This window comes from Saccharopolyspora sp. NPDC049357, from assembly GCF_040677225.1.
Lineage (GTDB): Bacteria > Actinomycetota > Actinomycetes > Mycobacteriales > Pseudonocardiaceae > Saccharopolyspora.
On sequence record NZ_JBFAQJ010000004.1, the window covers coordinates 224,214 to 250,412 of the forward strand.

Here is a 26,199-nt window from a genome sequence, read left to right on the forward strand (position 1 = left end):
GAGATGTCGATACCGCACGTGTGCCGGATTGGGATCGCCACGAGCGTGTGGCCTCTCGGCGCCTCACCGCAGTTCACTGCTCGATCAAAGGTGCCGCTCGCCGCGGCAGAGCAGAGCCCGGGTCGGCTCTGCCGCAGCAAGACCGGCGCAAGAGCGCTACAGCCTGCGCAACAGCACAGCCTGCCCCTGACCACCACCGCCGCAGATGGCCGCCACGCCGTATTCGGCGTTCACGCGCGGCATCTGCGCGGCCAATGTCTGCACGAGCCGGAAACCGGAGGCGCCGAGCGGATGACCGAGCCCGATCGCTCCGCCGTTGACGTTGACCGCGTCGAGATCGATCCCGAGCTTCTGGGCGCTGGCGAGCACGACGCCGGCGAAGGCCTCGTTGATCTCCCAGAGGTCGATGTCGCTCACCGCGAGCCGGTTGCGCTCGAGCAGCATGCCAACGGCGTCGGCCGGCCTCAGGTGCAGAGTCGGGTCCGGACCGGCGACGACCGCCCGGTCCACGACTTCGACCAGCCCGCTGAGGCCGCGTTCCCGCGCGATGCGCAATGACGTGAGCACACCGGCGGAGCCCGCGTCGGACATCTGGGAGGCATTGGCCGCAGTGATGGTGCCGGACTCGGTGAACGCTGGACGCAGCCGTGCGAGCGACTCGGCCGTGCTTTCCGGCCGGATGCCCTCGTCGACCGCCAGCGGCACACCGGTGACCGGCACGATCTCCTCTGCGAGCAGGCCCCGCTCGGTCGCCTCCGCCGCACGCCGATGACTGCGCGCAGCGAACTGGTCCTGTTCAGCTCGGCTGATCCCGAGGCGGGCGTTCTCGGCGTCGGAGAGCTCGCCCATGCCCGTCCCGGCAAGGCCGCACCACAGTCCATCGTGGACGAGAAGGTCGATCAGTTCGGCATCGCCGATCTTCGCGGCGTTCCGGACCAGCATGGCGTGCGGGGCCCTGGTCATCGAGTCAAAACCGCCCACGACCGCTGAGGCGATCTCTCCCACGCGGATCTGCGCGGCAGCCCAACCCACGGCGCTCATGCTGGCCAGGCAGACGTCGTTGAGCGTGATCGCCGGGACCGTGATCGGCACACCGGCGCGCGCCGCGGCGAGCCGCGCCGGGTTTTGGCCGTTGGCCGCTTGCACGACATTTCCGAGGAACACGTAATCCGGTGTGACACCCTCGATCCGTGCGAGTGCGCCCGCCACCGCCGTGGCCCCGAGATCGATTGCCTCAGTTCCGGCTAGCGCGCCGCCGAACTTGCCGATGGGAGTGCGGGCCGCAGATGCGAGCACCGGCAGCCGATCGTCCTGGGAGTTCACGGTGCTCACTTCCCCGTGGTCATCGTGTAGCAGACAGCGGTTCCGGACAAGGCGACCGTTTCGTCGTCCCGAGTGACGCTCACCTTGAGCTTCGCGATGGGCTTGTCCTCTCGAGCCTCGGTGACCTCGACCCTGCCGGTGATGATGTCGCCGGGCCGTACCGGCGCGGAGAAGTCGAAGTGGGTGTTCAGGAAGACCGTCCCGGGGCCCGGCAACTTCTCGGCGACGACCGCGTTGAGGATCGCGCTCGTGATGCCGCCCTGCACCACGATCTCGCCGAATCGGGAGCCCGCAGCCGCCTCGGAGTCGTAGTGCAGCGGGTTGCGGTCACCGCTGATCTCGGTGAACAGTTCGATGTCCCGCTTCGTCACGAGCCTGCTCAGCTCGGCGGTCTCGCCGACGGATGGTGCTCCGCTGGGCCAGCACGAGGTCATGAGACGTCTCCAATCGGTTGGTCGTTCCGGACGGCGCGTTCCGCCCGGCTACCGAGTGCGCGCATGGCCAACGCCCCTACCAAGGGACCTGGAGCGAGCACCAGGAAGGCGTAGCGCCAGCCGACCAGGTCGGCCAGCGCGGGGACGAGGTTGATCGTGATGACGGTCAGCAGGAAACCGATCGCCGTCTGCGCGGTCAACGCTGTACCGACGTAACGCGAATCCGCGACCTCGCTCAGCGACGTCGAGAACACCCCCGAGTCGGCGATGACCGCTGCGCCCCACACCACCAACAACGCCACGAGCACCGGCAGCGCCGCCCCGTAGAACAACGGCGAGAGCACGCAACACGCACCGCTGACCACCAGCGCCGCACCTGCGGCAGGCGCCCGGCCACATCGGTCGGCGGCCCAGCCGCCGAGCAGGCAGCCCGCCACACCGGCCACACCGATCGCCGCGAACGACACCCACCCCACGGTCGTGTCGGCGACCGCTGCGCCGGCCGCCACGAACGAGGGCAGCCAGGTCCACAGGGCGTACAGCTCCCACATGTGCCCGAAGTAGCCCAGGTTCGCCAGAAGCGGCCCGCGCTCGGTGAACATCTCCAGCGCGTAGCGCGGCCGGTGCCCGGATCCGCCTCCGGAAAGATGGGGCCCCGGCCGTACCAGCGTTTGCGCGATCACCGCAGCGACCGCCCCGAGGGCGGCTGCGGCGCCGAGCACGCCCTGCCACGGCAGCGTGCCCAGACCCTTGAGCAGCTGCGGCAACGCCGAGCCGAGAGTGAGCGCCCCGACCAGCACGCCCAACGCCAACCCCCGGCCGGCAGAACCGAACCACGAAGCCATCAGCTTCATCCCCACCGGGTACACACCGGCCAGGAAGAACCCCGTACCCAACCGCAACACCACCGCCACCCCGAAGCCATCGGCCAGCACCGGAACTGCGGCCGTCAACACCGCAGCACCCAGCGCCGAGCACGCGACCACCCGCTGCGGAGCGAACCGGTCGGGCAGGTTCACCGCCGCCGACAAGACCGCACCGGCGACGAAACCGACCTGAACCGAAGCGGTGAGCCACACGGCCTGGAGATCACTGATGCGCCACACCTCTCGCAGCGCCGGCACGACGGCGGATGCGGAGAACCACACCGCCAGGCCGAGCACCTGCATCGCAGCGATCAAGCCGAGCTGGGCGTACCGGTGGTCACGTGCCATCAACGCGTCCCGTCCACCCCTCGTGGGCCGCGGCTGTCACCGCGGTGCGTCTCCGGGCCGACTGCCAGCGTCACGATGCTGATCACGCCGACCACGACCATGTAAGCCGCGATCGGCCAGTGGTGGTTGCCCGCGACTCCCAGCAGGGCCACGGCGATGAGCGGTGAGAGCCCACCCGCGATCAGCGAGGACACCTGATAGCCCAGCGAGGCTCCGCTGTAGCGCACCCGCGCGTCGAACAGCTCGCTGAAGTACGCGGCCTGCGGTCCGTACATCATGTCGTGGGCGACCATCCCGATGACCATCGCCAACCAGATCATCATTGCCGAGCGGGTGTCCAACATCCAGAAGTACGGGAACGTGAACAGCGCCGAAAGCACCGCGCCTGCCAGGTACACCCGCCGTCTGCCGTAGCGGTCGGAAAGCCAGCCGAAGAACAGCAGGCTGAACAGGCTCAGCGCCGAGCTGATGAGGACGCCGGTGAGCGCGACCGACTGGTCGAGCCCGAGCACCGTCGTGGCATAGGTCAGCACGAACACGGTGAAGATGTAGAAGATCGAGTTCTGCGACAGCTTGATGCCCGCGGCCAGCAGCACGCTGCGCCACTGGGTGCGCAGCAGCGTCACGAACGGATGCCGGTCGACCTCACCCGAGTTCACCACGTCCTGGAACGTGGGCGATTCTTCCACCTGCAACCGGATGAACAGGCCGACCAGCACCAGCACGGCCGAGAGCAGGAACGGAATGCGCCAACCCCACTGCAGGAACGCTTCCTCGCCAAGTGCGGAGGTCATCACCATGAACACGCTGTTGGCGAGCAGGAGGCCCGCAGGAACACCGACCTGCGGCCACGCGCCGAAGAAGCCCTTGGACCGCGGCGGAGCGTGCTCCACCGCCATCAGCACGGCGCCTCCCCACTCGCCTCCGACTCCGAAGCCCTGAACCACTCGCAGCACGACGAGGAGCACAGGAGCCCATATTCCGGCGACCGCGAAGGTGGGCAGCACGCCGATGAGGGCCGTAGCGATGCCCATCATCAGCAGGGAGAGCACCAGCATCGACTTGCGGCCCAACCGGTCGCCGAAGTGCCCCATGATGATGCCGCCGAGCGGGCGAGCGACGAACCCGACCGTGTAGGTGGACAGTGCCAGCAGCGTTCCGGCCAGCGGCGAGAACGACGGGAAGAACAGCTTGCTGAACACCAGCGCTGCGGCCGTGCCGTAGAGGTAGAAGTCGTACCACTCGATCGCGGTGCCGATGAAGCTGGCTACAGCGACCTTGCGCGGTGACATCCCGCGCGTGGCAACGCTGGTCGTGACTGTCGAACTCATGAACATCACCTCGTTGTGAAGCTCGTGATGACTTGTCTCGGTGAGGAATCCGGCTTGGAACTGTTGAGGAATTGCATTGCACAGCGGTGCGGGTAGCAGAACCTGAGCGGTTCCGTGGACTCCGTAAGCCGCTCCTGATGTCCTGAACAGCTCTTAGCTCACGGCCGGTTCGAATTGGACGAGCGGAGCGTCCTCGTCCTCGGCGAACCTCGCGGTCACGCGAAGGTCGACGGCCACCTCGGCGGGCTCGATCCCGATGACGTTGGTCAGCAGGCGTGGGCCCTCATCCAGCTCGACGATGGCCAGCACGTAGGGCACTTCGGTGTCCCACGCGGGATGCCCAGGCCGGTGCACCACCGTGAACGTCCACACGCGACCTCTCCCGGACGACGGCACCCACTCGTGCTCGCGGTGCCAGCACCGCGTGCAGAGAACGCGGGGGTAGTGCTGGTGGTGGCCGCACTTTCGGCAACGTTGGAGCAGCAGTTCGCCCCTGCGCGCCGCTGCCCAGAACGGCTCGGTCAACGGGACCGGGGTCGGCGTCGGCTTGGCGATGCTCATGTCGCGGCCTCCAGCACCAGGGCGACCTCTTCGCTCATCGTCGCGCCGTTGCCGGTGACGAGCGCGAGCTCTGGATCACGGACCTGCCTGCCCACGGCCGTGCCGCGTAGTTGCCGAACCGCCTCCACCACGTGGGCCATGCCTCCGGCCAGGTCGGCCTGCCCGCACGCGAGCTGACCGCCGTGGGGGTTGCACGGCAGATTGCCGGAATGTGAGAAGTCCTGGTCCGCGAGCCACGGGCCGACCTCGCCCTTCTTGCACAGACCGGCGTCCTCGAAGCTGACGGCCAGCATGATCGAGTAGCAGTCGTACAGCGACAGCAGGTCCAGATCGTGCGGGCCGATCGAAGCCATGGCGTACGCGTCGGCGATCGCGGCGGCGAGCGGCGAGGTGGTCAGCTCGGGCGCCTGGCTCAGCGCGCGATGCGTGACCTTCTCCCCCGCTCCGCGCAACCACACCGGACGGTTGCGGGCCTTTCGTGCCCGCTCGGGCGAGGTGACCACGACTGCGGCCCCGCCGCCGCACGGCATCACCACCTCCAACAACCGCAGTGGCGACACCACCAGAGGGGAGGCGAGCACGTCCTCGACCGTGATGGGATCGCCGTGGAACACCGCCTCCGGGTTGAGTTGCGCGTTGCGCCGTTCGAACACCGGGATGTGCGCCAGTTGCTCGGGCGTGGTGCCGAAATCGGCCATGTGCCGGGTGGCGACCATGGCGTAGGCCTGGTTGGCACCGCTGCCGCCGTAGGGCACGTCGAACTCGCGGATCGGGTTGCGATTGGGCGAGCGGGGTGCCACCTCCGTGCGCACGTTTCCCAGGACGCACAGCGCGGTTTCACACAGACCGCCCGCGATCGCCGCGGCTGCGCGCCACACCATCCCGGTGCCGGTGGCGCCACCGAGATCGACCAGATCGGCATGAGCCGGTTCCAGTCCGAGGTACTCGGCGACAGTGGCGGGCACGTGTTGCGGGGTCTCCCCCACCTGTGGGCCGACGAGCAATCCGTCGACCTCTCCCGGCTCGATGCCGGCATCGGCGACTGCTTTCGCCGCCGTCTCCGCGATCATGTCCAATGTGGTCATACCAGGGGTGGTGCGGCGTGGTGGGATCTCGGCCGCGCCGATCACCGCGGCAGCTCCTCGCAAGCTCATCGGACCTCCTTCACAGCGTCGATCGACTCCGGGTTGTCCAGCGAGGACAGATCACCAGGTGAATTGCCCAAGTACACGGCGCGAATCACGCGACGAAGGATCTTGCCACTGCGGGTTCGCGGCAAGCTCGGCACCACGTGCACGGAATGCGGGCTCAGAGCCGCGCCCAGCCGCTGGCGAACGAGCCCGGTGACCTCGTCCGCCAGCCCGTCCCGTTGTGCCTGCGCGGCGGGCACGACGAACACCACGACCCGCTCGCCCTTCACCGGGTCGGGCGTGCCGAACGCCGCGGACTCGCCCACGCCGGGATGCTCACCGACCACCTGCTCGATCTCGGCAGGGCCGAGTCGCTTGCCCGCGACGTTCATGGTGTCGTCGCTGCGCCCGTGGATGAACCACACCCCGTCGTCGACTTCCGCGAAGTCCCCGTGCAGCCAGGTCCCCGGCCACTGCGACCAGTAGGTCCTCTCGTAACGCCCGGGCTCTCCCCAGAAACCCAACGGCATACCGGGCGAAGGGCTGCGCAGCACGAGCTCCCCGACCGCGCCGGTGACGGGCGCGCCGTCGGCATCGGCCACCTGAGCACCCATGCCCGGAACCGGGCCAGCGAAGGCGCACGGCACGATCGGTTGCAGCGTGGTGTTGCTCAGAATGGCACCGGAGACCTCGGTACCACCGGAGTAGTTGATGATCGGAATGCGCCCCCTGCCAACCCGGTCGAACAACCAGGAGAAGGCATCCGGAGTCCACGGCTCGCCGCTCGAGGCCAGGACGCGAATCGTCGAAGGTTCATCCGGCACCGCCGCCTCGCCGCCCCGGGCCAGCGTCCGCACCAGGGTCGGCGACACACCCAGCATGGTGACCCCGGCGGCCTCGGCGAACCGCCACACGCGCCCGTGGTCGGGGTAGTCGACGCCACCCCCGTACACAGCGACAGCACTTCCGGCGATCAACCCACCGAAGACGGTGATCGGACTCATGATCCAGCCCGGGTCGGTGACCCACGTGCACACGTCGCCCTCGCCGGCGTCGAAGCACCACGCCACGTCGGTGCCCGCCTTGATCGCGAAGCCGGCGTGCCCGAGCGTGATGCCCTTCGGCGCCCCGGTCGTACCCGAGGTGTAGGCGATCATCAGCGGATGCGTGCTCGGGCAGCGGGCCGCCTCCAACGCCCCGGAATGCGGACCGGAGCCGAGCGCGGCCCACGCGACCTCGCCGGGCAACCGTGGTCCCGGCACGTCGGCATCGCCGAGAGCAACGACCACGCACGTGCGCAGACTCGGCGTGCGCTCGGCGACCTTCGCGATCACCTCGCGCAGCGGAACGATCTTGCCCCTGCGGGGGAAGCCGTCGGCGCAGATGAGCGCCACCGCCCCCGAATCGCCAAGTCGCTGCGCCACGGCCGCCTCTCCGAAGCCGGAGAACAGCAGCACCGAGATGGCGCCGATCTTCGCGCAAGCGAGCGACGCGACCGCGGCCTCTCGAACCATCGGCAGCTGAATGCCCACCCTGTCTCCGAAGGAGACGCCGCACTCCAGCAGACCTCTCGCGACTCGGTCGACCTCGACAGCCAGCTCGGCGAAGGTCAGGCAACCGCGTTCGCCGTTCTCGGATTCCCAGCGCAGTGCCGGCTCCCCGCCGCGCCCACGGCGGACCCAGCGGTCCACGGCGTTGTCGGCCAAGTTGAGCTCGCCACCGGGAAACCAGCGGGCGCATTGCGGCTCGTCGAGATTCTCGACGACGGCGTTCGGCTCTCGCTGCCAGTCCAGACCGAGCCAGGATGCGGCCTCGCCCCAGAACCAGCCGGGGTTCTCGCGGGCCTTGCGGTCGAGCAGTTGCGGACTGGCGCATCCGGTGGCGGCGAGGAACTCGCCCAACCGGCTTCGCGCCACCGTCTTCTCGTCGGGCACCCACACGGGCAAACCGGCCACGTGAACCTCCGAAAGACTTCGCTGACCTGCGGTAACCGGTCCATGCCGAGCCGGCTGAAGTGACCGTAGAGCCACCGATCGGTCGACGTCTGTGCGGCGATCCGAGAAGTTCAGCCCGTTGCTGTTGCCGAAAACGCAAATCTGGTGGATTCGCGGTGCGGTGCTCGGTGATGTCGGTGAGCCACGTGACGTTCGGCGCGTGCGTCCGCAGATGGGCGGACGAGAACGGACTCCGGGCGCCGTCAGGATCGCCACGCCCTGCTTCGACGGATCGGCCGTAGCTGATTCGAGCCCCTGGCCCATTCACAGGTTCGGCGAGGATGAGCTCATCTGCCCCGCCTGCGGTCCAGGTCGGCTGCCGTTGACTTCCCTGTCGATCTGCACACTGCCCTTGCCAGCCTCGGAACTGGCACTTGGACTCAGAGGGTGAGCAGTCTGGTGATGCGAGCAGCGGCCTGCGTGAGCGTGGTGCCGAGTCCGGCGATGTCGAGTTCGTCCTTGCGGTAGCGCGGGATCGTCAGCGTCACCGAGCCCGCGATGCGCGCGTCCTCGAAAAACGGTGCTGCGATCCCGAAGGCGTCGGGGATCCGCTCCCCGTCGCCTTCGGCCCAACCGCGATCGCGGACAAGAGCGAGGTCGCGTTCCAGCTCGTCTCGCTCCGTCGTCGTGTTGGCGGTGAGGGGTTCGAGCGTTTGCTCCTCGATCAGCTCAGGGGTGCAGTGGGCGAGGATCGCTTTTCCCGCGGCGCCGGCGTGCAGCGGGATCGGGGAGCCGGCGGCGAGTCCGTAGTGGACGGGGTTCTGACCCGGAACGACGGTGGTCAGGACCGCGGTGTTGGTGGCGCGGTCGAACACCGTGAGCGCGGTGGTCTCACCGGTTGTGGCGGCGAGTCGGGTGAGGTCCTCGGTGAGCAGGTCCGGCAGCGGTGGCCGTGGTCCGAGTGCCGCCGCCCAGCGGAGCAACAGCGGGCCTGCGGCCAGATCGCCCTCGTCGGTGGTTCTGGCAATCGCCGATGTTTCCGCTGTCGCGCGAAGGCGGGCGACGGTGGAAGGGCTGGCACCGATGCGAGAGAGGAGTCCGATGCCTGACGACACCCCGCCAGGGTTGTCGGCGAGCATGGCGAGGAGGCGTTCGAACCTGCCGAGCGCGGTCGTATCGGCCTCGTCCGACCCGTTGAGGCCGTTCGAGCGGGGATGCTCAGGCTTCTCGACGCCGTTGAGCTCGCCGAGTGCCGCGGCGGCGTCGCGCAGGAGCGGTCCGATCTTGGCGATGTCCTCGTCGGACGTGCTGTAGCGGGGGCGCGTGGCCGACACGGCCGCCGTCTCCCCCATCGCGGTCTGGAACGGTGCGGCGACTCCGGCTGCGAGCGGGATGTGTTGCCCGACGCTGGTGACATATCCGGCGGTTTCGGCTTCGGCCAGGTCCGCGGCGAGTTGTTCCCGGTCGACGATGGTGTCCTCGCCGAAACGCTGCAGCTCGACTCCATCGAGGACGTCGAGGCCGATGCTGGAGAGCAACGCTTTGCCCGCGGCTCCGGCGTGCAACGGCAGGATCATGCCAGGAGTGAGGTGGTAGCGGACCGGACCGTCGTGTTCGTGCAGAACGGCCAGGAATCCCGTGGTCGGCTGCGGACCCCGCAGGACGACCATGATCGTGGCCTCGCACCGGGCGGCGAGCTCGGCCATGACACCGGGAGCCTGGCTCAGGATCGGGTACCGCTCGTGGAGGCGTCCGGCGATGACGCGAAGTCGCGGACCAGTCCGGTAGGTGGCGGTGGAGTCGACGTCGGCCAAGCGGCGCTCGACCATGCCTTGGAGCAGGCGGTTGACCGTGCTGCGGGTCTCGCCGATGGCACCGGCGAGCTCGCGGACGCCCCACCCGTTCGGCGACTGCTGAGTGGCCAGGGCATCCAGGATGCGCACGATGCGGTCGTTGCCGGCGATGGGCCCCGCGTTCCTGTAGGCGTCGTCGCCCGTCATCCCACCTCGATCCGACGCCACCGAACTCCGTCCACGTTGCATCGTAATCGCCTGCCTCCGTCGGTCTGGCGCTGTCGCGGACGTGCGAGTCATCCGCCATGTCTTGACAGACACGTCGACAGCAGCCAACACTCTAGCTCACATCTGAGACGCTGTCCCATTTTTTTACAGCAATGGAGCTGGCATGTCCATGACCGAAATCGAAGGCGACGCGAACTCCGCGTCCACGCGGGAGCGCAAGGCCAAGAGAGCCACCGCGGCCGCGGTGTTCGGCACGCTCGTCGAGTACTACGACTTCAGCGTGTACGGCTACGTGGCCGCCACGCTGGCCACGGTGTTCTTCCCCAGCGAGGACCCGATCCTGGGCCTGCTGAGCACGCTGCTGGTCTTCGGCTCGGCGTTCCTCGTTCGACCGCTCGGCGCGATCTACTTCGGCCGGCTCGGTGACAAGGTCGGGCGGCGCAAGAGCCTGATCGCCTGCATCACCTGCATGGGCCTGGCCGCCGGTCTGACCGGTCTCCTGCCCGGCTACGCCCAGATCGGCATCTGGGCACCCATTCTGCTGGTCGCTCTGCGCCTGCTGCAGGGCTTTTCGACCGGCGGGGAGATCGGTGGCGCCGCCGCCTACATCCGCGAGTGGGCTCCTGAACGACGTCGCTCGCTCTACATCTCCTTCGTTCCCAGCATCGGCAACGTCGGCAAGGGCCTGGCCGCCGGTGTGACCGCCCTCGTGGCCGCGACCGTTCCCGCCGAAGTGATGCTCGACTGGGGTTGGCGAGTGCCGTTCCTGCTGGCGATCCCTCTGGGCGCGCTGGTGCTGGTGGCGCGCCTGAAGGTCGAGGACAGCCCCGAGTACGTCGAGAACAGCGCGAAGCAGCACAACAGCGACCACCGCCCGGTCCGAGAGCTGTTCGCCGGTCACCGAGCAGCGCTGATCAAGGTCGTTGCGATCGCCCTGGTGCAGAACATCGGTACCTACGTCGGCACCGTCTTCGTCGCGGTCTACCTCAGCGACGTCCTGAACTTCTCCAAGGCCGCCTCGTCGACGATCGTCCTGGTCGCCGTGCTGCTCGCCGCCGTGCTCATCCCGGTCGCCGGGCAGGTCGGCGCCCGCGTCGGCGGCAAGCGCCTGCTGGTGTGGTCCTACCTCGCCTACATCGTGATCGTCATCCCGTCGTTCATGCTGATCGGTCTGGGATCGGTCGGCATGGCCGTGCTGGGACTCGGGTTGAGCATGATCCCCTACGCGCTCTGCCAGGCGGGCACCTACACGACGATCCCGGAGTTCTTCCCGGTGCAGGTGCGCCACACCGGTGTCGCCTTCGGCCACAGCGTCGGCGCCGTCATCGGCGGCGGTGGCGGTCCCTACCTCGCGACCTGGTTGATCGACACCACCGGCAACAACCTCATCCCCGCTTTCATCCTGGTGCTGGCCGGTGCTCTGGGCCTGGCGGTGTCAGCAACGGTGCGCCGCAACCCCGAGAACGTCACGCACCTCTACCGATAGGTGAGCAGCACTGTGCCAACGATCTACGTCTCCGACCCCGTTCACGACTCGGTCGTCGCCGCCCTTCGCGCCGAGCACACCGTTCACCTGGGTTACGGCCCGGACGCGGTGGACTACGCGACGGTCAGCTCTGACGTCGACGCCGTGCTGTTGCGGGCTGAGGACTTCGGCCGCGACAAGATCGAAGCCTCGCCCAAGCTTCGGATCATCGCCCGGCACGGGGTCGGGACGAACAACGTCGACCTCGACGCCGCCCGGGAGCACGGCATCTGGGTCACCATCACGCCCGGCGGCAACAGCCGTGCCGTCGCCGAGCACGTCTTCGCTCTGACTCTCACCCTCGCTCGCAAGGTTGCCGCGGGGTCGAACCGCACCCGTGACGGCATCTGGACGGAGGGCAAGAGCGAACTGACCGGCATCGAGCTCCAGGGCCGCACGCTGGGGTTGCTCGGACTCGGCAACATCGGCGGTCACGTCGCCGAGATCGGGCGCGCACTCGGGATGGACCTGCTGGTCAGCGATCCCGCTGTCGAGGACTCGACGGTCGCGGCGATCGGCGGCCGGCGCGTGGATCTCGACGAACTGGTCAGCGGCTCGGACGTGCTCAGCCTGCACGCCCCGCTGGTGCCCTCGACCCGTCACATCATCGGATCCGCCCAGTTCGACCGGATGCGCCCCGGCGCGCTGCTCATCAACACCTCCCGAGGCGGCCTCGTGGATGAGAACGCGCTGCTCTCCGCCCTGCGCTCCGGCCGACTCGGTGGAGCCGGACTCGACGTCCTCGACGCCGAAAGCACCGAGATGCGCGATCCCCTACCGCACAACGAACTTCCGCTCGATGAGCTGGACAACCTCATCGTCACCCCGCACATCGGCGGCCAAACAGACGAAGCCCTCAGCAAGGTCGGGCACGCCGCCGTCAACTGCATCCAGCAGGTCCTCGCCGGCGACACCCCTGAAAACGCCGTCGTCGCGCCCGCCCGCACCGCGGCCTAGCTTCCGGAGGAGCACCCGTGTACATCAACGCCCCTACCGACACCATCTCCGTCGCCGAACCGCACGCCCGACCCGACCCCCAGTTGCTCGACCGACTCGGCAAAGCACCAGCAGCCAACATCGGCGACGTCTTCCAACGGATGCTGGTCCTCGACGGAGGCATCCGCGCCTACTCCGAGAAGACCTCGCTCGTCGGCACAGCTCTGCCCATCCACACCAGAGCCGGCGACAACCTCGCCATCCACCGCGCCCTCGACGAAGCACAGCCCGGCGACGTCCTCGCCATCAACGGCCAAGCCGACCTCTCCCGCGCCGTCATCGGCGACCTCATCGGCGAGATCATGGTCAACCACGGCGTGCTCGGCGCCATCGTCGACGGCGCCGTCCGCGACGTGGAAGCCCTCTCCGCTCAAGGCCTCGTCGTCTTCGCACGCGCCGTCACCCCCGCAGGGCCCTTCAAGAACGGACCCGGCACGGTCGGCTCCCCCATCGCCGTCGGTGGCGTGGTCGTCTCGGCGGGCGATGTCGTCGTCACCGACGCCGACGGCGTGGCCATCGTCCCTGCCGACCGCGCCGCGTGGGCAGCCGACCGCGTCGAGCACGTCATCGAACACGAAGAGCAACTCCGCCACCGGATCACCGCCGCCCGCAGCACCAACACCTCGCATTGAGCGCACGTGCCGACACCTCGCCCTGCACGAACGGATGCGGCACACACCGTCGGTCTGCGCCCTCCACTCGGTGGACGCAGGCCGACTTTCAAAGGACCACTGCTTCAACTGATCTCAGGAATCAGTAGGCGGGTGAATCGTGTGCAAGTCCGTCCCACGACACCACACACGGTTTTCTACGCGAGGCGGCGAGGTGCACCGGACGGGTCAGTGGGCGGATTGGCCTTGCACGGCTGAGGTTCCGAGGTCGCTCTTGTCCAGGGGCTGGCTCGCCGAGACCGCCTCGGTCCAGGTGGCGGTGTCGGTGACCGCGGCCCAGTTGGAGTGGAGCAGGACCATCAGCGTGTCGTGCACCTGCTGAGCCGAGACCTTGCCCGCCTCGTTCGCCAGGTGGATGGCGCCGGTGGCGTCCGAGAGCACCTCGACGGCGAAGCCGAGCGGTTCGGCGGCCGCGGCCGTGGCCAGCACGCAGTTGTTCGTCATGTACCCGACCAGGGTGATCGTGTCGATTCCGTTGGCGCGCAGCCATTCGGTCAGCTCACCGGCGGTGAACACGCTGGAGAATCCCTTGATCACGTGCTTCGCCGCCGACGCAGCGCGGCGCTCGACCTCGGGGTGCAGCTGCCACCCCTCCGATCCCGCCGCGAAAACCGGTGCGCCTTCCGGCATCTCGTGCTGAACCGTGATCACCGGCAGTCCTGCGTCAGCGGCGGCGTCCATCGCACGCGCGATCCGGGCCAGCGATTCGTCCCGGGGCGGGTGCTGAACGGAAAGCGGCCCTTGGAAGTACTCCTGCTGGGCGTCGATGACGACGAGGGCTCGGCGTGGGGCGTTCATCGAGAATTCCTCCTGGCGACGGGGGTGACGGGCGGTCGCACCATCACGTCCCATCGTGCTGGCCCAGGCTCCGGTACCGTGAGTGGCAGAAATGCCGCTCTTCGATGAAATCAGGACAGCCATGCGGATCGCCATCCACGCCTTCGACGGGATCACCACGTTCCACCTCGCGGCGCCACTGCTCACCTTCGGCGAGGTCTCCCGCCAGAACCTCGCCGAGGGCTGGAGCACGACCGTCTGGAGCTCCGATGGAGGTCCCGTGCGCGCCGACGAAGGCGTCGTCATCGACGACCTCGCCGGCCCCGACGCGACCACGTCGGCCGACGTTCTCGTGTTCCCGTCCTGGCCAACGCACCTGCCCGCCCCCGGTCCGGATTTCCTCGACCGCATCCGCGAGGCGCATGCGCGCGGCGCGACGATCATCGGGCTCTGCCTGGGCGCGTTCCCGGTGGTCGCCAGCGGCATCCTCGACGGCCGCACCGCGACCACCCACTGGGGCGCCGCCACCGAGCTGGCCGACCAGCACCCGACCGTGCAGGTCCAGGCCGATGCGCTCTACCTAGACCACGGAGACGTCCTCACCTCGGCGGGCACCGCCTCCGCCCTCGACGCCTGCCTCCACCTCGTCCGGGCCCGGCTCGGATCCACGGCCGCCACCACCATCGCCCGCCACCTCGTCATCGCCCCTCACCGCGACGGCGACCAGGCCCAGTACATCGAACGACCGCTCTCCAGCAGCGATGACGGCCCCATGGGTGAGACCATCACGTGGGCGCTGGCGAACCTCAACCAGTCGCTCACCGTCGAGGACCTGGCCGCCCACGCCTCGATGAGCCCGCGGAACTTCACGCGTCGCTTCCGCGACACCACCGGCATGAGCCCCGCGCGATGGGTGCTCACCCACCGCCTCGACGAAGCGCGCCGACTCCTGGAGACGACGACCTGGAGCGTCACCCGCATCGCCGACGCGTGCGGTTTCGCCAGCGCCGTGACCTTCCGGCAGAACTTCGTCAAGCACTACAACACCACCCCCACCTCCTACCGACACCGATTCACCACCGCGCCTTGATTCACGCGCGGTGCGCGCGCTTCGAGGAGACGGCGATGACCGCGGCAACGGTGAGGAGCGCGAGCGCGGCGCCGCCCAGGGCCAGCAGCGGGTAGCCGGTGGCTGCGACGACGACACCGGAGGCGATACCGCCGGTGGCGCCGGCGATGGCAACGGCGACATCGACCACGCCTTGGGTCTTCGCGCGAGTGGCGAGCGGCACGGTGTCGGTGATGATGGCGGTGCCGCTGACGAGACCGAAGTTCCAACCGAGGCCGAGCAGCACGAGTGCCAGGGTGAGCAGGACGACGGAGTCATCGGGCGAGGCGGCGGCGATGATCCCGGCTGCCAGCAGGGTCACGCCGGAGGCGGTGACCGCGGCGATCGGACCGAAGCGGTCGGTCAGCGCTCCGGTGAGCGGCGAGGGCAGGTACATCGCGCCGACGTGCAGGGCGATGACGAGGCCGGAAGCTGCGGTGCTGTGGCCGTGATCGTGCATGTGCACCGGTGTCATCGTCATGATCGCGACCATGACGAGTTGGCTGATGACCATCACCACGACGCCGAGCCACAGACCCGGATTGCGGCGCTCGGGCATCGCGCCGACACCTGAATCCTCCGGTTCGGCGGGCAGCGAGCGGGCGAGCACGAGCGGGTCCGGGCGTAGCCAGAGGATCAGCACCAGCGCGGCGACGAAGAAGGCGGCAGCGGAGATGAGGAACAGACCCGTCAGAGGGGGCAGGCCGACAGCGGCGGCGAGGTGACCGGCGGGAGCGGCGAGGTTCGGACCGACGACGCCACCCACGGTGGTCGCGACCAGGACGGTGGACACGGCGCGCGCCCGGTTTCCGGTAGCGGCGAGGTCTGTCCCGGCGTAGCGGGCCTGGAGGTTGGCCGCCGTGCCGGCGCCGTAGAGGAACAGCGAGACGAGCAGCAGGGCCGGGAGGTCGAGTCCGGCTGCGACGACGACTCCGGCGCCGCCGAGCGCACCGGCGAGGTAGCCCGCGGCCAACCCGGGACCGCGGCCCCGGGCGTGGGAGAGGCGACCGATGCTGACGGCGGCGACGGCGGAGCCTGCGGTGAGAAGCGCGCTGGGTAGTCCGGCCAGGGCGGTGGAGTGGAGCATGTCCTGGACCAGGAGTGCGCCGACGGTGACGCCGGCCGCCAGCCCCACTCCGCTGAAGATCTGGGAGACCAGCAGGATGCGGAGGGTGCGCTGCTGCGTCTCGGCCGTCGAGCGTGCGGTGGGCGGGGTGTCCGCCTGCGGGCGCGGCGTGGATGCGGCGTTGTGCATGGTGTCTCCATGTCCGGTGAGGCCAGTGGCGTGCGCCCCGCGACTGTTCGACGAGGGGCGGCGCGAAAACCGCGCAGCACCCGGGGTTTCGGGCGGCGCGGGCCGATCAGGGCGTGGCGGCAGGCTGGGTGCACGGCATCGCGTAGGCGTCGGCGAGGAGTTCGGTGGAACGCAGCAGTGCCTGCGGGGTGTGCCCCACGGAGCCGACCATGATCTCGTCGGGGCGGGCTTGCTCGTGCAGTCGGTTGAGGAGCCCGGTGACGTGGTCGGGCGTGCCGTGCAGCACGCTGCCGGTCCAGTGATCGAGCACCTGCTTCTCGGCTCGCGCGTACGGGTAGGACGCGGCCTCGTCCGGAGTGGGCAGCAGGAACGACTTGCCCTGCAGCATCCGCATCATCGCGTGGGCGTAGCTGCGCGTCTGCCGCTGGGCCTCGGCCTCGTCGTCGGCCGCCATGACGCTGACGCTCACGAGTGCGTACGGCTCGGCGAACGTCGCGGATGGGGTGAACCGGTCGCGGTAGAGCTGGAGCGCCGGTGCGACGCCGTCCGGGGAGAACTGCGCGGCGAAGGCGAAGGGAAGACCGAGGTGGGCGGCCAGCTGGGCGGAGTAACCGGAGGAGCCCAGCAACCAGACCGGCGGCCGACCGGCGGTCTGCGCGACGTCGTTCTCCCTGTCCTGGCCAGGTCCGGGCACCGCGTAGACGCGGTCGCGGTAGGGGTGCTGCTCGGGGAAGTCGTCGTCGAGGAACTGCAGGAGTTCGAGGACCTGCCGCGGGAAGTCATCGGCGGAACCGCCGCGGCGCAAGGCGTCGGCGGTGGCCGGGTTGGTGCCGGGGGCGCGCCCGAGGCCGAGGTCGATCCGCCCCGGGGCGAGGGCCTGCAGCAGGCCGTACTGCTCGGCGACGATCAGCGGTGGGTGGTTGGGCAGCATCACCCCTCCCGCCCCGAGCCGCAGCCGCGTCGTGTGCGCGGTCAGCCGCGCCAGCAGGACGGCGGGGCTGGAGGCCGAAACCCCTGGCATGGAGTGGTGTTCGGTCACCCAGTACCGGGTGAAGCCGCGCTGGTCGGCGAGCCGGGCCAGCGCGATGCTGCCGGACAGCGAGTCGGCGGCGCTGATGCCGCGGCCGGCCAGAGCGGTGTCGAGGACGGACAGCGGTGCGGGAGCGCAGCCGCGGACCGCGCCCTTGATCGGGTCGTTCACGAGGTGTCCTTCGGGGAGTTTCCCGGTGCGGTGATGCCCGGCCGTGGAGGTGCGGCAGCACGGCACGACCTCACGGAAGGGATGATTTGTATCCGTGACCATAGCGGTTTGTCACGGATATTGCCACCATGTACCGTGATAATCGTGAGCGGGTCCGAGCATCCGACCGCCCCCGCCTCGCACGTCGCGGCCTGCGGGCCTCACAACCTCACCCCGGCGCGGACACCCGTCCTGCGACCGGCACTGCCATCGATCCACCGCTTAGGAGCACCGCGTCCGATGACCGCCGCGTTCACCCTGTTGACCTCCGGCTACGACGTCCGCGACCCGCGCAACGCCGGTCGGGACGGTTTCGAGAAGCCCTGGCACGTCGCCTCGACCGTCTCGCTGCTGCGCGACGGCGACCTCGCCGTCGTCGTCGACCCCGGCATGGTCGACGACAGCAAGCGCATCCTCGATCCGCTCGCCCACGCCGGCGTGAGCCCGGAGCAGGTGACCGACCTGGTCTTCAGCCACCACCACCCCGACCACACCCTCAACGCCGCCCTGTTCCCCCACGCGCGAGCCCACGATGTCTGGGCCATCTACCAGGGCGACCTCTGGTACAACCGCCCCGCCGAGGGCTACCAGCTCTCACCCTCGATCCGGCTGATCGAAACCCCCGGTCACACCCCGCAGGACATCAGCACCGTCGCCGAGACCGACCAGGGCACGATCGTGTTCACCCACGCCTGGTGGAGCGCCACCGGCCCCGCCGAAGACCCCACCTCCAGCGACAACGAGACCTTGCGCGTCTCCCGTCGGAAGATCCTCGACCTCGAACCCGCCCTGATCGTCCCCGGCCATGGGGAGGCGTTCGTCCCCGACGAGAGCACCCCGGTCTGATCTCCGGCAGGCGTGGCTGGCGCGCGTTCGGGAGATCAGCCCCGAACGCGCGTCATCCCACCTCGGCGCGGGTGCGACGAGCGTAGGCGCGGGCCGCGCGAGCGCGATCGCCGCAGCGAACGGAGCACCAGTGCCGACGCCCCTGGCGCAGGAGGAACCGGTTGCAGGGCGTGGAAGCGCACGCGGTGAGGCGTTCGGCCTCGGACGAGGTGAGCAAGTCTGCGGCGTCGGCCGCCAGGGTGGCCAGGGCATGCTCGACGATCGCGGTGGTGGGGTGCGGCGGCGTGCGGTACGGGCCGGTCTTGTCGTCCCACTGCAGCAGCGGCGCGGTGGGAACGCGCGTCATCGCGTCGTTGATGGCCGCCACCGCAGCGGGCAGCGCCGGGACTCCAGCGGCACGCGAGGCGAACAACGACCTGATCTGCTCGCGCAGCGAACGCAGTAGCGCCGCGCACATCTCCTGCACGTCGGCGTGCGCCGGAGCCAGGCCGCGTTCCACCAGCCAGCCGTTCGCCTGCGCGGGCGTTCCCAGGAAGTCGACCGTCTGCTCACCCGGCAGAGCGATGGCCGTGTTGGCGAGGGCGAGGGCCGAGTGCTCCTCCTCGCCCTGCGCAGGAGGGAGACCCGTCTGCGCACCCGAGGACTCCTTCATACCTCTCATGCTACAGCCCAGCCGCATCCGTGATGTGCAGTTCGTCCACCGAGCTAGGTCTTCGGCACCGGGCAGGCCCACTCGATGATCTCGACACGCACCGCGGTGCGGGGACGCCGTATTCCGTACTGGGCTCCGGTGTGCACCGCGGCCATGCGGTCGACGATGTCGAGGTCGACGTCGTCGAAGAACTCGACCGCTCTGCCCTGGACGGTGATGGCGTCGTACCAGCTCTCGCGACCCAGTGCCGTGATCGAGATCAGCGGGTGGGCGCGCAGGTGGGCCAGCCGATCACCTCGGGCGTTGGTGGCGTCGATGCTCAGCAGCAGGTGCCGGTCGTCCTCGACGAGGTACCAGGTCGGGACGGTGACGGGCCGGCCGTCCGGGCGGACCGTGGCGATCACGGCCGGGACCGGCTCAGCCAGCGCGGCCCGGACCTCGGTGGGAAACGGTGGAGTGGGCATCAGTTCTCCTCCGTGAGCAGCAGGGTCAGGCGGACATCACCGAGGCCCCGGGCGATCAGCAACTCGGCGGCGGGCAACGGGTTCCAGGTCCGCTGCTCGGGATCCCATCGGCGTTGGACTCGCCGGTCGCAGGACACCTCGACCGTCGCGGTGCGGCCGGGTTCGACGCGGGCGCCGGCCCAGCCGATCAGTCGGATCGGTTCGTCGAGATCGGCCGGCCGGGCGTAGACCTGGACGACCTCGCGGGAGGTGCGGTCACCGGTGTTGGTGACCTCAACCCGCGCGCTGCGCGCGATGCCGTGCTCGGCCACGGGTTCGGCGGTCTCGTAGCGCCAGGTTCCGTAGCCGAGTCCGTAGCCAAACCAGAACAGCGGGTCCCGCCCGCACCAGCCCCGGTAGCCGACCGCGCCGCCCTCGGCGTAGGTCAGCACGCCGTCGGCGGGCGTGGTGTTCCAGGCCGGTCCGTCGCCATCCGCAGCGGGAAACGTGGTGACCAGCCGTCCTGCGGGTTCGACCTCGCCGAGCAGCGCGGCGGCCACGGCATCGCCCGCCTCCTGCCCCGGCAACCCGGCCCACAGCACGGCATCGACGTCGTCGATCCACGGCATGAGCGCCGGTGTCGCCGCGTTGACCACGACCACGGTGCGCTCGGCCACGGCTGCCACGGCGCGCACCAGCTCGTCCTGGCGTCCCGGCAGCGCGAGCGTCGTCTTGTCGACGCCCTCGGTCTCCTGCTCCTGGGTGAAGCCGACGACCACCACCGCCACCTCGGACTCACGAGCCGCGGCCGTGGCGATCCGGATCGCCTCGTCGTCGGAAGGCGGGGCCGGGGCAGCGACCAGGCCGATGATCCGCATGCCCGAATCCGCCCGCGTGACAGCGCTGATCCGCGCACCCGGTGACTGCTCGACGTCGAAACCGCGCGCCGGCGGTCGGTGCAGCCCGCCACCGGGCCCAGGCGCCCGGTACAGCTCCAGCGCCTCGTGCAGGCCGGGGGCGGTGAGTTCCCATAGCCCGGGGCCGCGCACGCCGATGCGCGTGCACGCGGGCGCGGCGAGGACGAGTTCGGCGCACAGCTCGATGCTCGCGGCGGAGCCGAGCCAACCGTCCTCGACGACCTCGATCTCCGTCGCCTCGACGTGGCGGGATTCCACCACCTGGCCGCAAGCATCCCGGGCGGTCACGCGCATGCCGCTCTCCCCCGTTTCCGGGTCGCGCACGGCATCGGATAACGCCGCGATGGGCCGAGTTCGCACCTCGACACCGTCCACAACGGACACCCGATCAGGTCCCAGCGCGCCGGCAAGCCCGTCAGCGATGCTGACCACGTGTGGCGGGCGGATCTGCGCGGAACCGCCGCCCTGGGCGACGGTGTCGAACGCGTGCCGTCCGATCACGGCGATAGGACCGCCGGTAGCGGCCAGTGGAAGTGTGTCGTCGCGGTTGACCAGGACGGTCATGCCACCTGCTGCCAACCGGCGCAGGCGTTGCCGGGTCGGCGGGCTGTCCGGGGTCGCGTTCGCGGTCCTCGGCGCGGGTTCGCCCGGGAAGCAGCCGACGCGGGCGGCGAAGCGCAGCAGGCGCCGGAGGTGTTCGTCGACGGTCTCCACCGGGACCTCACCGGCCTCGACCGCGGCGACGAGCGCATCGCCCCACGGTCCTTCCGGGCCGGGCATGACCAGGTCGAGGCCGCCGTTGGCGCTGGCGGTCGTGGAGTTCGTGGCGAACCAGTCGGACATCACCAGTCCGTCGTAGCCCCACTCCCCCTTGAGGACGTCGTTGATCAGCTCGCCGTGCTCGGTCGCGGGCGTGCCGTTGACGCGGTTGTAGGCGGCCATCACCGACCACGGGTGGGCGTCGTCCACGACCATCTCGAACGGCAGCAGGTAGAGCTCGCGCACGGTCCGCTCGTCGAGGGCGCAGTCGACGGTGAAGCGCTCGGTCTCGGACTCGTTGGCCAGGAAGTGCTTCGCCGAGGTCGCGATGCCCCGCGCCTGCAGGCTGCGCACGTAGCCGGTGGCCAGCGCACCGCTGAGTAGCGGGTCCTCGCTGAACGCTTCGAAAAGCCTTCCGCCGAGCGGACTCCGGTGCAGGTTGATCGTTGGACCGAGCACGACGTGGACGTCGTGCGCCGCCGCTTCGTCGGCGAGGAGTTCGCCCACCTGCTCGGCCACGCCGACATCCCAGTGCTGAGCCAGCAAAGTCGCGTTGGGCAGCAGGCACGACTTGCGGCCGCCCGCGAGCTCAGCACCGCGCAAACCGGTCGGGCCATCGGACATCCGCACCTCGGACAGCCCGATGGCGGGCTCCGCGGGAAGGGCGAACATCGCCGCTCCGGTCAGCAGGCGCACCTTGCGCGCGAGGTCCAGGACGCCGATCGCCTTGTCGATCACGATCGTCAGCTCGCCCTCGTCGTACCCGGTCATGTCTTCCTCTCAGAATCGTCAGCGCACCGACCGCACGGGCACGATGGCCAGCGCACCGACCACCGCGATCACGGCGGCCGCGGTCAGCATCAGGTCGTAGTTCTGGCCCGCGCCCGCGGAGATCAGCGCGGCCGCCAACCCGGGAGCGAGCGTCTGCGGCAGGGACATGGCGATGTTGAACACGCCGAGGTCCTTGCCCGCTTCGTCGGGGTTCGGCAGGACGTCGAGCACCAGGGCGAGGTCGATCGCCACGTAGACGCCGAAGCCCACACCGAGCACGACCTCGGCGGCGTAGAAGCCCGTCACCGATTCGGCGTGGGCGAGCATCCAGGTGCCGATCCCGAAGATCACCGCGGAGGCGCCGATGAAGACCTTCCGGCGCGAGATCCGGTCCGAGACCCAGCCCGCGAGCTGACCGGCCAGGATCACCGCGACGGTGTAGATCAGCACGCCGGTGGCCATCACGCTCGCGGCCTCCTTGGCGGACATGCCCAGCTCGTGCTGCAGGTAGAACAGCCGGAAGGTGAGGAACATCCACGCCGCCAACACGATCAAGAACCGCGACACCCACGCGAACGCGAAGTCCGGGTACCGGCGCGGGCTCACCCAGAACGTCTTGAGCATCGCGCGCAGGCCGCCGTCGGGTGCCGGACGCTCCGGCAGCGGCCGGTCGGGCAGGACCAGGACGAACGCCAGGACCAGCAGCAGGCCGATCGCACCGGGCACCAGGAACAGCAGGAGCATGTCCTGCCCGAGGAGCTTCCCGGCGTAGGCCGAACCGACCGTCGACGCCTGCTGCGCGATGCCGATCAGGCCGCCGACCTTGCCTCGCTGGGCGGTCGGCAGCTGGTCGGCCAGCGAGGCCGTGTGCGCGGCCACCGCGGCGTTGCCCGCGATCTGCCCGAACAACCAGCCCAGCGCCAGCACCCACACGTTCGGCGCCAAGGCGATGACCAGCAGTCCCAGCATCAGGCCGAGCGAACCGGCCACCAGCCACGGGCGGCGGCGGCCGAAGCGCCCGGTGGTGCGGTCGCTGATCCGGCCGAAGATCGGGTCGAAGATCAGCGCGCCGATCGCACCCGCCGTCGTCACGACACCGACCACGGCCACCGCCTGATCGGGTCGGACCAGCGTCTGCACCTTCAACGCGAGCCCGGCGATCAGGGGCGCGGTCAGGCTCAGCATCAGTCCCAGCCGCGCGAGCGTCATGGTGGCCACCACGCGTCCGCTGGCCTTCTGCTGCGGCGGCGGGAGCAGCGGTGCCGGCGGCGCGGCGATCTCTCTGGACACGGAGTTCTCCCTTGAACTCGACGAAGCAGACGAACCATCGAACGCACCAGGCGAACGATGGAGCAAAGCCTGAATTAGTCCATTGACCGACACAAGATGCCGCATTTAGTTTGATTCAGTGCATAAAGATGACGTCGCGCTGCGCAAGGTTCTGGCACTCGTCCGCAGCGGCGAGGCGACCAGCAGAGCCGAAATCGCCCGCCGGACCAGTCTCGCCCGCTCGACCGTGGGCCAGCAGGTCGACCACCTCGTCTCCTGCGGCCTGGTCAGCGAGGACGAGGGCAGCGAGACGGTGCGCGGCCGACCACCGCGAGTGTTGCGAATCAGTCCGCAGGCGGGCGTGATCGCCGCCGCCGACGTCGACGGCACGGCCACCCATCTCGCGCTCAGCGACCTCACCGGGAAGGTCCTGGCCCGGGAGACCACGTCGATCCCGATCGAGGCTGGACCGCACCGAGCGCTGAACGATCTGGGAGAGCGGATCCGGTCCTTGCTGGCAGACCACGCCCCCGACCGGCCGTTGCGTCACGTCGTCGTCGGTTTGCCCGCCCCGGTCACCCCCGACGGGTGCACTGTCAAGGCCCCGGTGACGCTGCGGGCGGCGACCATGTCCGGCTGGGACGGCACCCCGGTGGCCACCCACCTGGAGGAGGTCCTGTCGGCACCGGTGACGGTCGACAACGACGTCAACCTCATGGCCCTCGGCGAGTCCTGCCACGACGACGCGCAGGGACCGCTGCTGTTCATCAAGGTCGGCGCCGGCATCGGCTCCGGCGTCGTCACAGCCGAGGGCACCGTGCTGCGCGGCGCCGACGGAGCCGCCGGCGACATCAACCACCTGCGCATCGCCCACGACAGCGAGGTCGTGTGCGCCTGCGGGCACACCGGATGCCTCGGCTCGGTCGCCTCCTACCGCGCCGTGCTCCACGACCTCGACATCCCGTTCACCGAGGACCCGCTACACGGCTCCCGGCAACTGGCCGAGCTCACCGCCAGCGGCGACCCCACCACACTGCGACGAATCCGCCGCGCCGCAACGCACCTCGGCGAAGCCGCGGCCCTGCTCATCCAGGTCCACAACCCCCGCACCCTCGTCCTCGGCGGACTGCTTGCCCAGCTCAACGACGAAGTGCTCTCCGGCGTCCGAGCCGCCGTCTACGACCGCGCCGCTCCCCTGTTCACCCGCAAACTCACCATCACCACCAGCACACTCAGCGACCGAGCGGGCGTCACCGGGGCGACCGCGCTCGCCCTGGACCGGGTCTTCCACGACGACGGCCTGACACGCCTTCTCAGCCACCGATGATTGCGGCCGCCCGGAGATTCGGATGATGGTCGCGGCGAGGTGACGCTGAGTTCGCCGGCCATAGAGCGGCTGCGGGCCGGTTTCGCCAGAGAGAGCAACCACGAGGACCAAGATGACCTTCACGGCGCTGCGCGCACCTGATCCTGGGACGGGAATGCGCCGCCTACCCCAGGACGGATGTGTTGCGCTCAGAAGGTCAGGGCCTCGCCGTCTTCCGGCACGAGGACTTGCTGGGCGATGCCGTGCCGGCGGGCGAGTTCGCGCACGTCGTCGCGAGTGACGACGCAGTGGTTGAGCGCCTGCATGTGCACGGCGACGATGCGCGCCTGCGGAGCCGTCCGGTGCACCTCCAGCACATCCGCTGCGCCCATGATGATCGGGCTGCCGTCCTGCCACGTCGCTTCCCCGGTGTTGAGCACGACGATGTCCGGCTGGTGCTCCTCCAGGGCTGCGCGCACGTGCTCGTTCCAGACGGTGTCGCCTGCCACGTACACGGTTGGCTCGCCAGAACGGCGGACGACGACACCGCTGACCTCGCCCAGCCTCGGCCAGGCGGCCACGGTGGCATCCGAACCGTGCTGCCCGTCCGTGCGGACGAACTCCGTCCCTCCGACCTCGACGGGCTCGTCCATGACGCGCACGTCGGTGAAGCCCTCGGCGGCGATGATCTCGGCGTCGCCGGTGTTCTGCACCAGCAACGGCACTTCCCGGGGCAGCAGGGCGGCCGCAGCGACGTCCCAGTGGTCGGGGTGCGTGTGCGTGACCACCACGACGTCCACATCCAGGAGATCGTTCAGCGGCACGGTGAGGTCGACCGTGGGGTTCCGCGAAGAATCACCGACCGAGGTGGGCGCGGGACCGAACGAGCCCTTCGCCCCGAGCATGGGATCGACGAGAACGCGCTGGCCACCGGCCTCCAGGAGGATCGTGGCATTGCGAACCTGCGTGATCTTCATCAGTTGGACCTATCTACTCTCACGTCTAATCGTCATTTTTGACGTGAGGTCGACGCTACCCGATTATCACGCGTAGCGGCAATTGATACCGTGAGAGGGTGGATGTTGAGACGGTCACGCCGAGCACTCCCCTGCCACCGGCACCGGGTGCGGACGAGCACGTGTCCCTGGAACTGGCCAACAGCGCGGTGCAGGTGCCCACCAGGGGCGTCGTCGAGCTGCTCGACACCCCGGCGGCAGCCACCCGCTGGCTCGTCGAACGAGGACTGGCCCCCGAAGGCGCCGAACTGCAGGACTACTGCGCGGGCCTGCTCACCGATCTGCGCGGACCTGTGCGCGCCCTGTTCGACGCCGCCGTTCGAGCAACACCACCACCGGAACGGGCCCTCGCCGAAGTCAACCGGGCCCTGACCCTCACTCCGACCGCGCAGCTGCTGGGCTGGAACCCCGCGGAGGGGTTCCACCGCGTCGCCTCGCACCCCACGACCCGACTGGTGGAACACGCTCTGGTCACCATCGCGGCCGACGCGGTGTCCCTGGTGACCGGCCACGAAGCAACGCAGCTGGCCACCTGCGGCGCCGAGCCGTGCAACCGGTACATGCTGCGCACCCATGCCCGTAGGCACTGGTGCTCGAAGCGCTGCGGCGACCGAGTGCGCGCAGCACGCTCGTACGCACGCCGCACCGCTGACGCGGACTCCTGACCTCGACGACGTCGAGTGGTCGCGCAGAAGCCCCG

Annotated in this window: 23 protein-coding genes; 7 read left to right on the plus strand and 16 right to left on the minus strand. The window is 69.5% G+C overall.

Annotated elements, in window-relative coordinates:
- Positions 1–156 precede the first annotated feature (156 nt).
- From AB0J91_RS05640 to AB0J91_RS05675, 8 genes are all read right to left on the minus strand, one after another.
- Positions 157–1,332, minus strand: a complete 1,176-nt coding sequence (locus AB0J91_RS05640) for an acetyl-CoA C-acyltransferase (protein WP_363864461.1) — start codon at positions 1,330–1,332, stop codon at positions 157–159.
- Entirely contained in the window at positions 1,329–1,757 is a 429-nt protein-coding gene (locus tag AB0J91_RS05645) for a MaoC family dehydratase (protein ID WP_363864463.1), read from the minus strand. The genes AB0J91_RS05640 and AB0J91_RS05645 overlap by 4 nt, the downstream gene beginning before the upstream one ends.
- Positions 1,754–2,971 carry an MFS transporter gene (locus tag AB0J91_RS05650; protein WP_363864465.1) on the minus strand — a complete coding sequence of 406 codons (1,218 nt, stop codon included), beginning with the start codon at positions 2,969–2,971 and terminating at the stop codon, positions 1,754–1,756. The genes AB0J91_RS05645 and AB0J91_RS05650 overlap by 4 nt, the downstream gene beginning before the upstream one ends.
- Positions 2,971–4,302 (minus strand): MFS transporter, encoded by a 1,332-nt coding sequence (locus tag AB0J91_RS05655; protein ID WP_363864467.1) that lies wholly within the window; start codon positions 4,300–4,302, stop codon positions 2,971–2,973. The genes AB0J91_RS05650 and AB0J91_RS05655 overlap by 1 nt, the downstream gene beginning before the upstream one ends.
- Before the next feature lie 153 nt (positions 4,303–4,455).
- Positions 4,456–4,863, minus strand: a complete 408-nt coding sequence (locus AB0J91_RS05660; protein ID WP_363864469.1) for a Zn-ribbon domain-containing OB-fold protein — start codon at positions 4,861–4,863, stop codon at positions 4,456–4,458.
- Positions 4,860–6,017 (minus strand): thiolase family protein, encoded by a 1,158-nt coding sequence (locus AB0J91_RS05665; RefSeq protein WP_363864470.1) that lies wholly within the window; start codon positions 6,015–6,017, stop codon positions 4,860–4,862. Before AB0J91_RS05665 ends, AB0J91_RS05660 begins: the two co-directional genes overlap by 4 nt.
- Complete coding sequence (locus AB0J91_RS05670) at positions 6,014–7,948, minus strand: AMP-binding protein (RefSeq protein ID WP_363864472.1); 1,935 nt, start codon at positions 7,946–7,948, stop codon at positions 6,014–6,016. Before AB0J91_RS05670 ends, AB0J91_RS05665 begins: the two co-directional genes overlap by 4 nt.
- A gap of 419 nt (positions 7,949–8,367) precedes the next feature.
- Positions 8,368–9,927: an IclR family transcriptional regulator C-terminal domain-containing protein gene (locus AB0J91_RS05675; protein ID WP_363864474.1), complete on the minus strand. Its 1,560-nt coding sequence runs from the start codon at positions 9,925–9,927 to the stop codon at positions 8,368–8,370.
- A gap of 184 nt (positions 9,928–10,111) precedes the next feature.
- On the opposite strand from AB0J91_RS05675, the gene AB0J91_RS05680 reads away from it, so the two are divergent.
- From AB0J91_RS05680 to AB0J91_RS05690, 3 genes are read left to right on the plus strand one after another with little or no spacing between them, the layout of a single operon-like run.
- The gene (locus AB0J91_RS05680) at positions 10,112–11,434 is read left to right on the plus strand and encodes an MFS transporter (protein WP_363864476.1); all 1,323 of its coding nucleotides are present in this window, start codon (positions 10,112–10,114) and stop codon (positions 11,432–11,434) included.
- A complete protein-coding gene (locus tag AB0J91_RS05685) occupies positions 11,435–12,430 on the plus strand; it encodes an NAD(P)-dependent oxidoreductase (RefSeq protein ID WP_363864478.1) in 996 nt (331 codons plus the stop codon).
- A 17-nt stretch (positions 12,431–12,447) separates the two neighbouring features.
- On the plus strand, positions 12,448–13,101 hold the full coding sequence (locus tag AB0J91_RS05690) for an RraA family protein (RefSeq protein ID WP_363864480.1): 654 nt from the start codon (positions 12,448–12,450) through the stop codon (positions 13,099–13,101).
- A gap of 207 nt (positions 13,102–13,308) precedes the next feature.
- Here the strand turns inward: AB0J91_RS05690 and AB0J91_RS05695 are convergent, their stop codons facing one another.
- The gene (locus AB0J91_RS05695) at positions 13,309–13,938 is read right to left on the minus strand and encodes an isochorismatase family protein (RefSeq protein ID WP_363864482.1); all 630 of its coding nucleotides are present in this window, start codon (positions 13,936–13,938) and stop codon (positions 13,309–13,311) included.
- 121 nt (positions 13,939–14,059) lie between these two features.
- Between AB0J91_RS05695 and AB0J91_RS05700 the strand changes: the two genes are divergently transcribed.
- Entirely contained in the window at positions 14,060–15,007 is a 948-nt protein-coding gene (locus tag AB0J91_RS05700) for a helix-turn-helix domain-containing protein (RefSeq protein WP_363864484.1), read from the plus strand.
- A gap of 1 nt (position 15,008) precedes the next feature.
- On the opposite strand, the gene AB0J91_RS05705 is transcribed toward AB0J91_RS05700, so the two are convergent.
- Together AB0J91_RS05705 and AB0J91_RS05710 are read right to left on the minus strand one after the other, a co-directional pair.
- Entirely contained in the window at positions 15,009–16,280 is a 1,272-nt protein-coding gene (locus tag AB0J91_RS05705; RefSeq protein ID WP_363864486.1) for an MFS transporter, read from the minus strand.
- A 106-nt stretch (positions 16,281–16,386) separates the two neighbouring features.
- Positions 16,387–17,481 (minus strand): LLM class flavin-dependent oxidoreductase, encoded by a 1,095-nt coding sequence (locus AB0J91_RS05710; RefSeq protein ID WP_363864488.1) that lies wholly within the window; start codon positions 17,479–17,481, stop codon positions 16,387–16,389.
- Between the two features lie 279 nt (positions 17,482–17,760).
- Between AB0J91_RS05710 and AB0J91_RS05715 the strand changes: the two genes are divergently transcribed.
- Positions 17,761–18,366: an MBL fold metallo-hydrolase gene (locus AB0J91_RS05715; RefSeq protein ID WP_363864489.1), complete on the plus strand. Its 606-nt coding sequence runs from the start codon at positions 17,761–17,763 to the stop codon at positions 18,364–18,366.
- A gap of 52 nt (positions 18,367–18,418) precedes the next feature.
- On the opposite strand, the gene AB0J91_RS05720 is transcribed toward AB0J91_RS05715, so the two are convergent.
- Genes AB0J91_RS05720 through AB0J91_RS05735 form a run of 4 tightly spaced genes read right to left on the minus strand, consistent with a single transcriptional unit; the run spans position 18,419 to position 23,198 of the window.
- Positions 18,419–19,018 (minus strand): ABATE domain-containing protein, encoded by a 600-nt coding sequence (locus tag AB0J91_RS05720; RefSeq protein ID WP_363864491.1) that lies wholly within the window; start codon positions 19,016–19,018, stop codon positions 18,419–18,421.
- Between the two features lie 53 nt (positions 19,019–19,071).
- Complete coding sequence (locus tag AB0J91_RS05725; RefSeq protein ID WP_363864493.1) at positions 19,072–19,482, minus strand: pyridoxamine 5'-phosphate oxidase family protein; 411 nt, start codon at positions 19,480–19,482, stop codon at positions 19,072–19,074.
- Positions 19,482–21,908 carry a glycoside hydrolase family 3 C-terminal domain-containing protein gene (locus AB0J91_RS05730; RefSeq protein ID WP_363864495.1) on the minus strand — a complete coding sequence of 809 codons (2,427 nt, stop codon included), beginning with the start codon at positions 21,906–21,908 and terminating at the stop codon, positions 19,482–19,484. Before AB0J91_RS05730 ends, AB0J91_RS05725 begins: the two co-directional genes overlap by 1 nt.
- 18 nt (positions 21,909–21,926) lie before the next feature.
- On the minus strand, positions 21,927–23,198 hold the full coding sequence (locus AB0J91_RS05735) for an MFS transporter (protein ID WP_363864497.1): 1,272 nt from the start codon (positions 23,196–23,198) through the stop codon (positions 21,927–21,929).
- 118 nt (positions 23,199–23,316) lie between these two features.
- On the opposite strand from AB0J91_RS05735, the gene AB0J91_RS05740 reads away from it, so the two are divergent.
- Positions 23,317–24,504 carry an ROK family transcriptional regulator gene (locus AB0J91_RS05740; protein ID WP_363864499.1) on the plus strand — a complete coding sequence of 396 codons (1,188 nt, stop codon included), beginning with the start codon at positions 23,317–23,319 and terminating at the stop codon, positions 24,502–24,504.
- A 188-nt stretch (positions 24,505–24,692) separates the two neighbouring features.
- Here the strand turns inward: AB0J91_RS05740 and AB0J91_RS05745 are convergent, their stop codons facing one another.
- Positions 24,693–25,460, minus strand: coding sequence for an MBL fold metallo-hydrolase (locus AB0J91_RS05745; RefSeq protein ID WP_363864501.1), 768 nt, complete (start codon positions 25,458–25,460; stop codon positions 24,693–24,695).
- A 98-nt stretch (positions 25,461–25,558) separates the two neighbouring features.
- Here AB0J91_RS05745 and AB0J91_RS05750 point away from each other — a divergent pair, with 98 nt between their 5' ends.
- On the plus strand, positions 25,559–26,164 hold the full coding sequence (locus AB0J91_RS05750) for a CGNR zinc finger domain-containing protein (RefSeq protein WP_363864503.1): 606 nt from the start codon (positions 25,559–25,561) through the stop codon (positions 26,162–26,164).
- Positions 26,165–26,199: the final 35 nt, after the last annotated feature.

Bases quoted from the DNA above. Each gene is read 5' to 3' on its own strand.
- AB0J91_RS05650 (WP_363864465.1), bottom strand. From the start codon at position 2,971: ATGGCACGTGACCACCGGTACGCCCAGCTCGGCTTGATCGCTGCGATG.
- AB0J91_RS05680 (WP_363864476.1), top strand. From the start codon at position 10,112: ATGTCCATGACCGAAATCGAAGGCGACGCGAACTCCGCGTCCACGCGG.
- AB0J91_RS05660 (WP_363864469.1), bottom strand. From the start codon at position 4,863: ATGAGCATCGCCAAGCCGACGCCGACCCCGGTCCCGTTGACCGAGCCG.
- AB0J91_RS05720 (WP_363864491.1), bottom strand. From the start codon at position 19,018: ATGAAGGAGTCCTCGGGTGCGCAGACGGGTCTCCCTCCTGCGCAGGGC.
- AB0J91_RS05655 (WP_363864467.1), bottom strand. From the start codon at position 4,302: ATGAGTTCGACAGTCACGACCAGCGTTGCCACGCGCGGGATGTCACCG.
- AB0J91_RS05745 (WP_363864501.1), bottom strand. From the start codon at position 25,460: ATGAAGATCACGCAGGTTCGCAATGCCACGATCCTCCTGGAGGCCGGT.
- AB0J91_RS05705 (WP_363864486.1), bottom strand. From the start codon at position 16,280: ATGCACAACGCCGCATCCACGCCGCGCCCGCAGGCGGACACCCCGCCC.
- AB0J91_RS05715 (WP_363864489.1), top strand. From the start codon at position 17,761: ATGACCGCCGCGTTCACCCTGTTGACCTCCGGCTACGACGTCCGCGAC.
- AB0J91_RS05700 (WP_363864484.1), top strand. From the start codon at position 14,060: ATGCGGATCGCCATCCACGCCTTCGACGGGATCACCACGTTCCACCTC.
- AB0J91_RS05695 (WP_363864482.1), bottom strand. From the start codon at position 13,938: ATGAACGCCCCACGCCGAGCCCTCGTCGTCATCGACGCCCAGCAGGAG.
- AB0J91_RS05730 (WP_363864495.1), bottom strand. From the start codon at position 21,908: ATGACCGGGTACGACGAGGGCGAGCTGACGATCGTGATCGACAAGGCG.
- AB0J91_RS05665 (WP_363864470.1), bottom strand. From the start codon at position 6,017: ATGAGCTTGCGAGGAGCTGCCGCGGTGATCGGCGCGGCCGAGATCCCA.
- AB0J91_RS05675 (WP_363864474.1), bottom strand. From the start codon at position 9,927: ATGACGGGCGACGACGCCTACAGGAACGCGGGGCCCATCGCCGGCAAC.
- AB0J91_RS05645 (WP_363864463.1), bottom strand. From the start codon at position 1,757: ATGACCTCGTGCTGGCCCAGCGGAGCACCATCCGTCGGCGAGACCGCC.
- AB0J91_RS05725 (WP_363864493.1), bottom strand. From the start codon at position 19,482: ATGCCCACTCCACCGTTTCCCACCGAGGTCCGGGCCGCGCTGGCTGAG.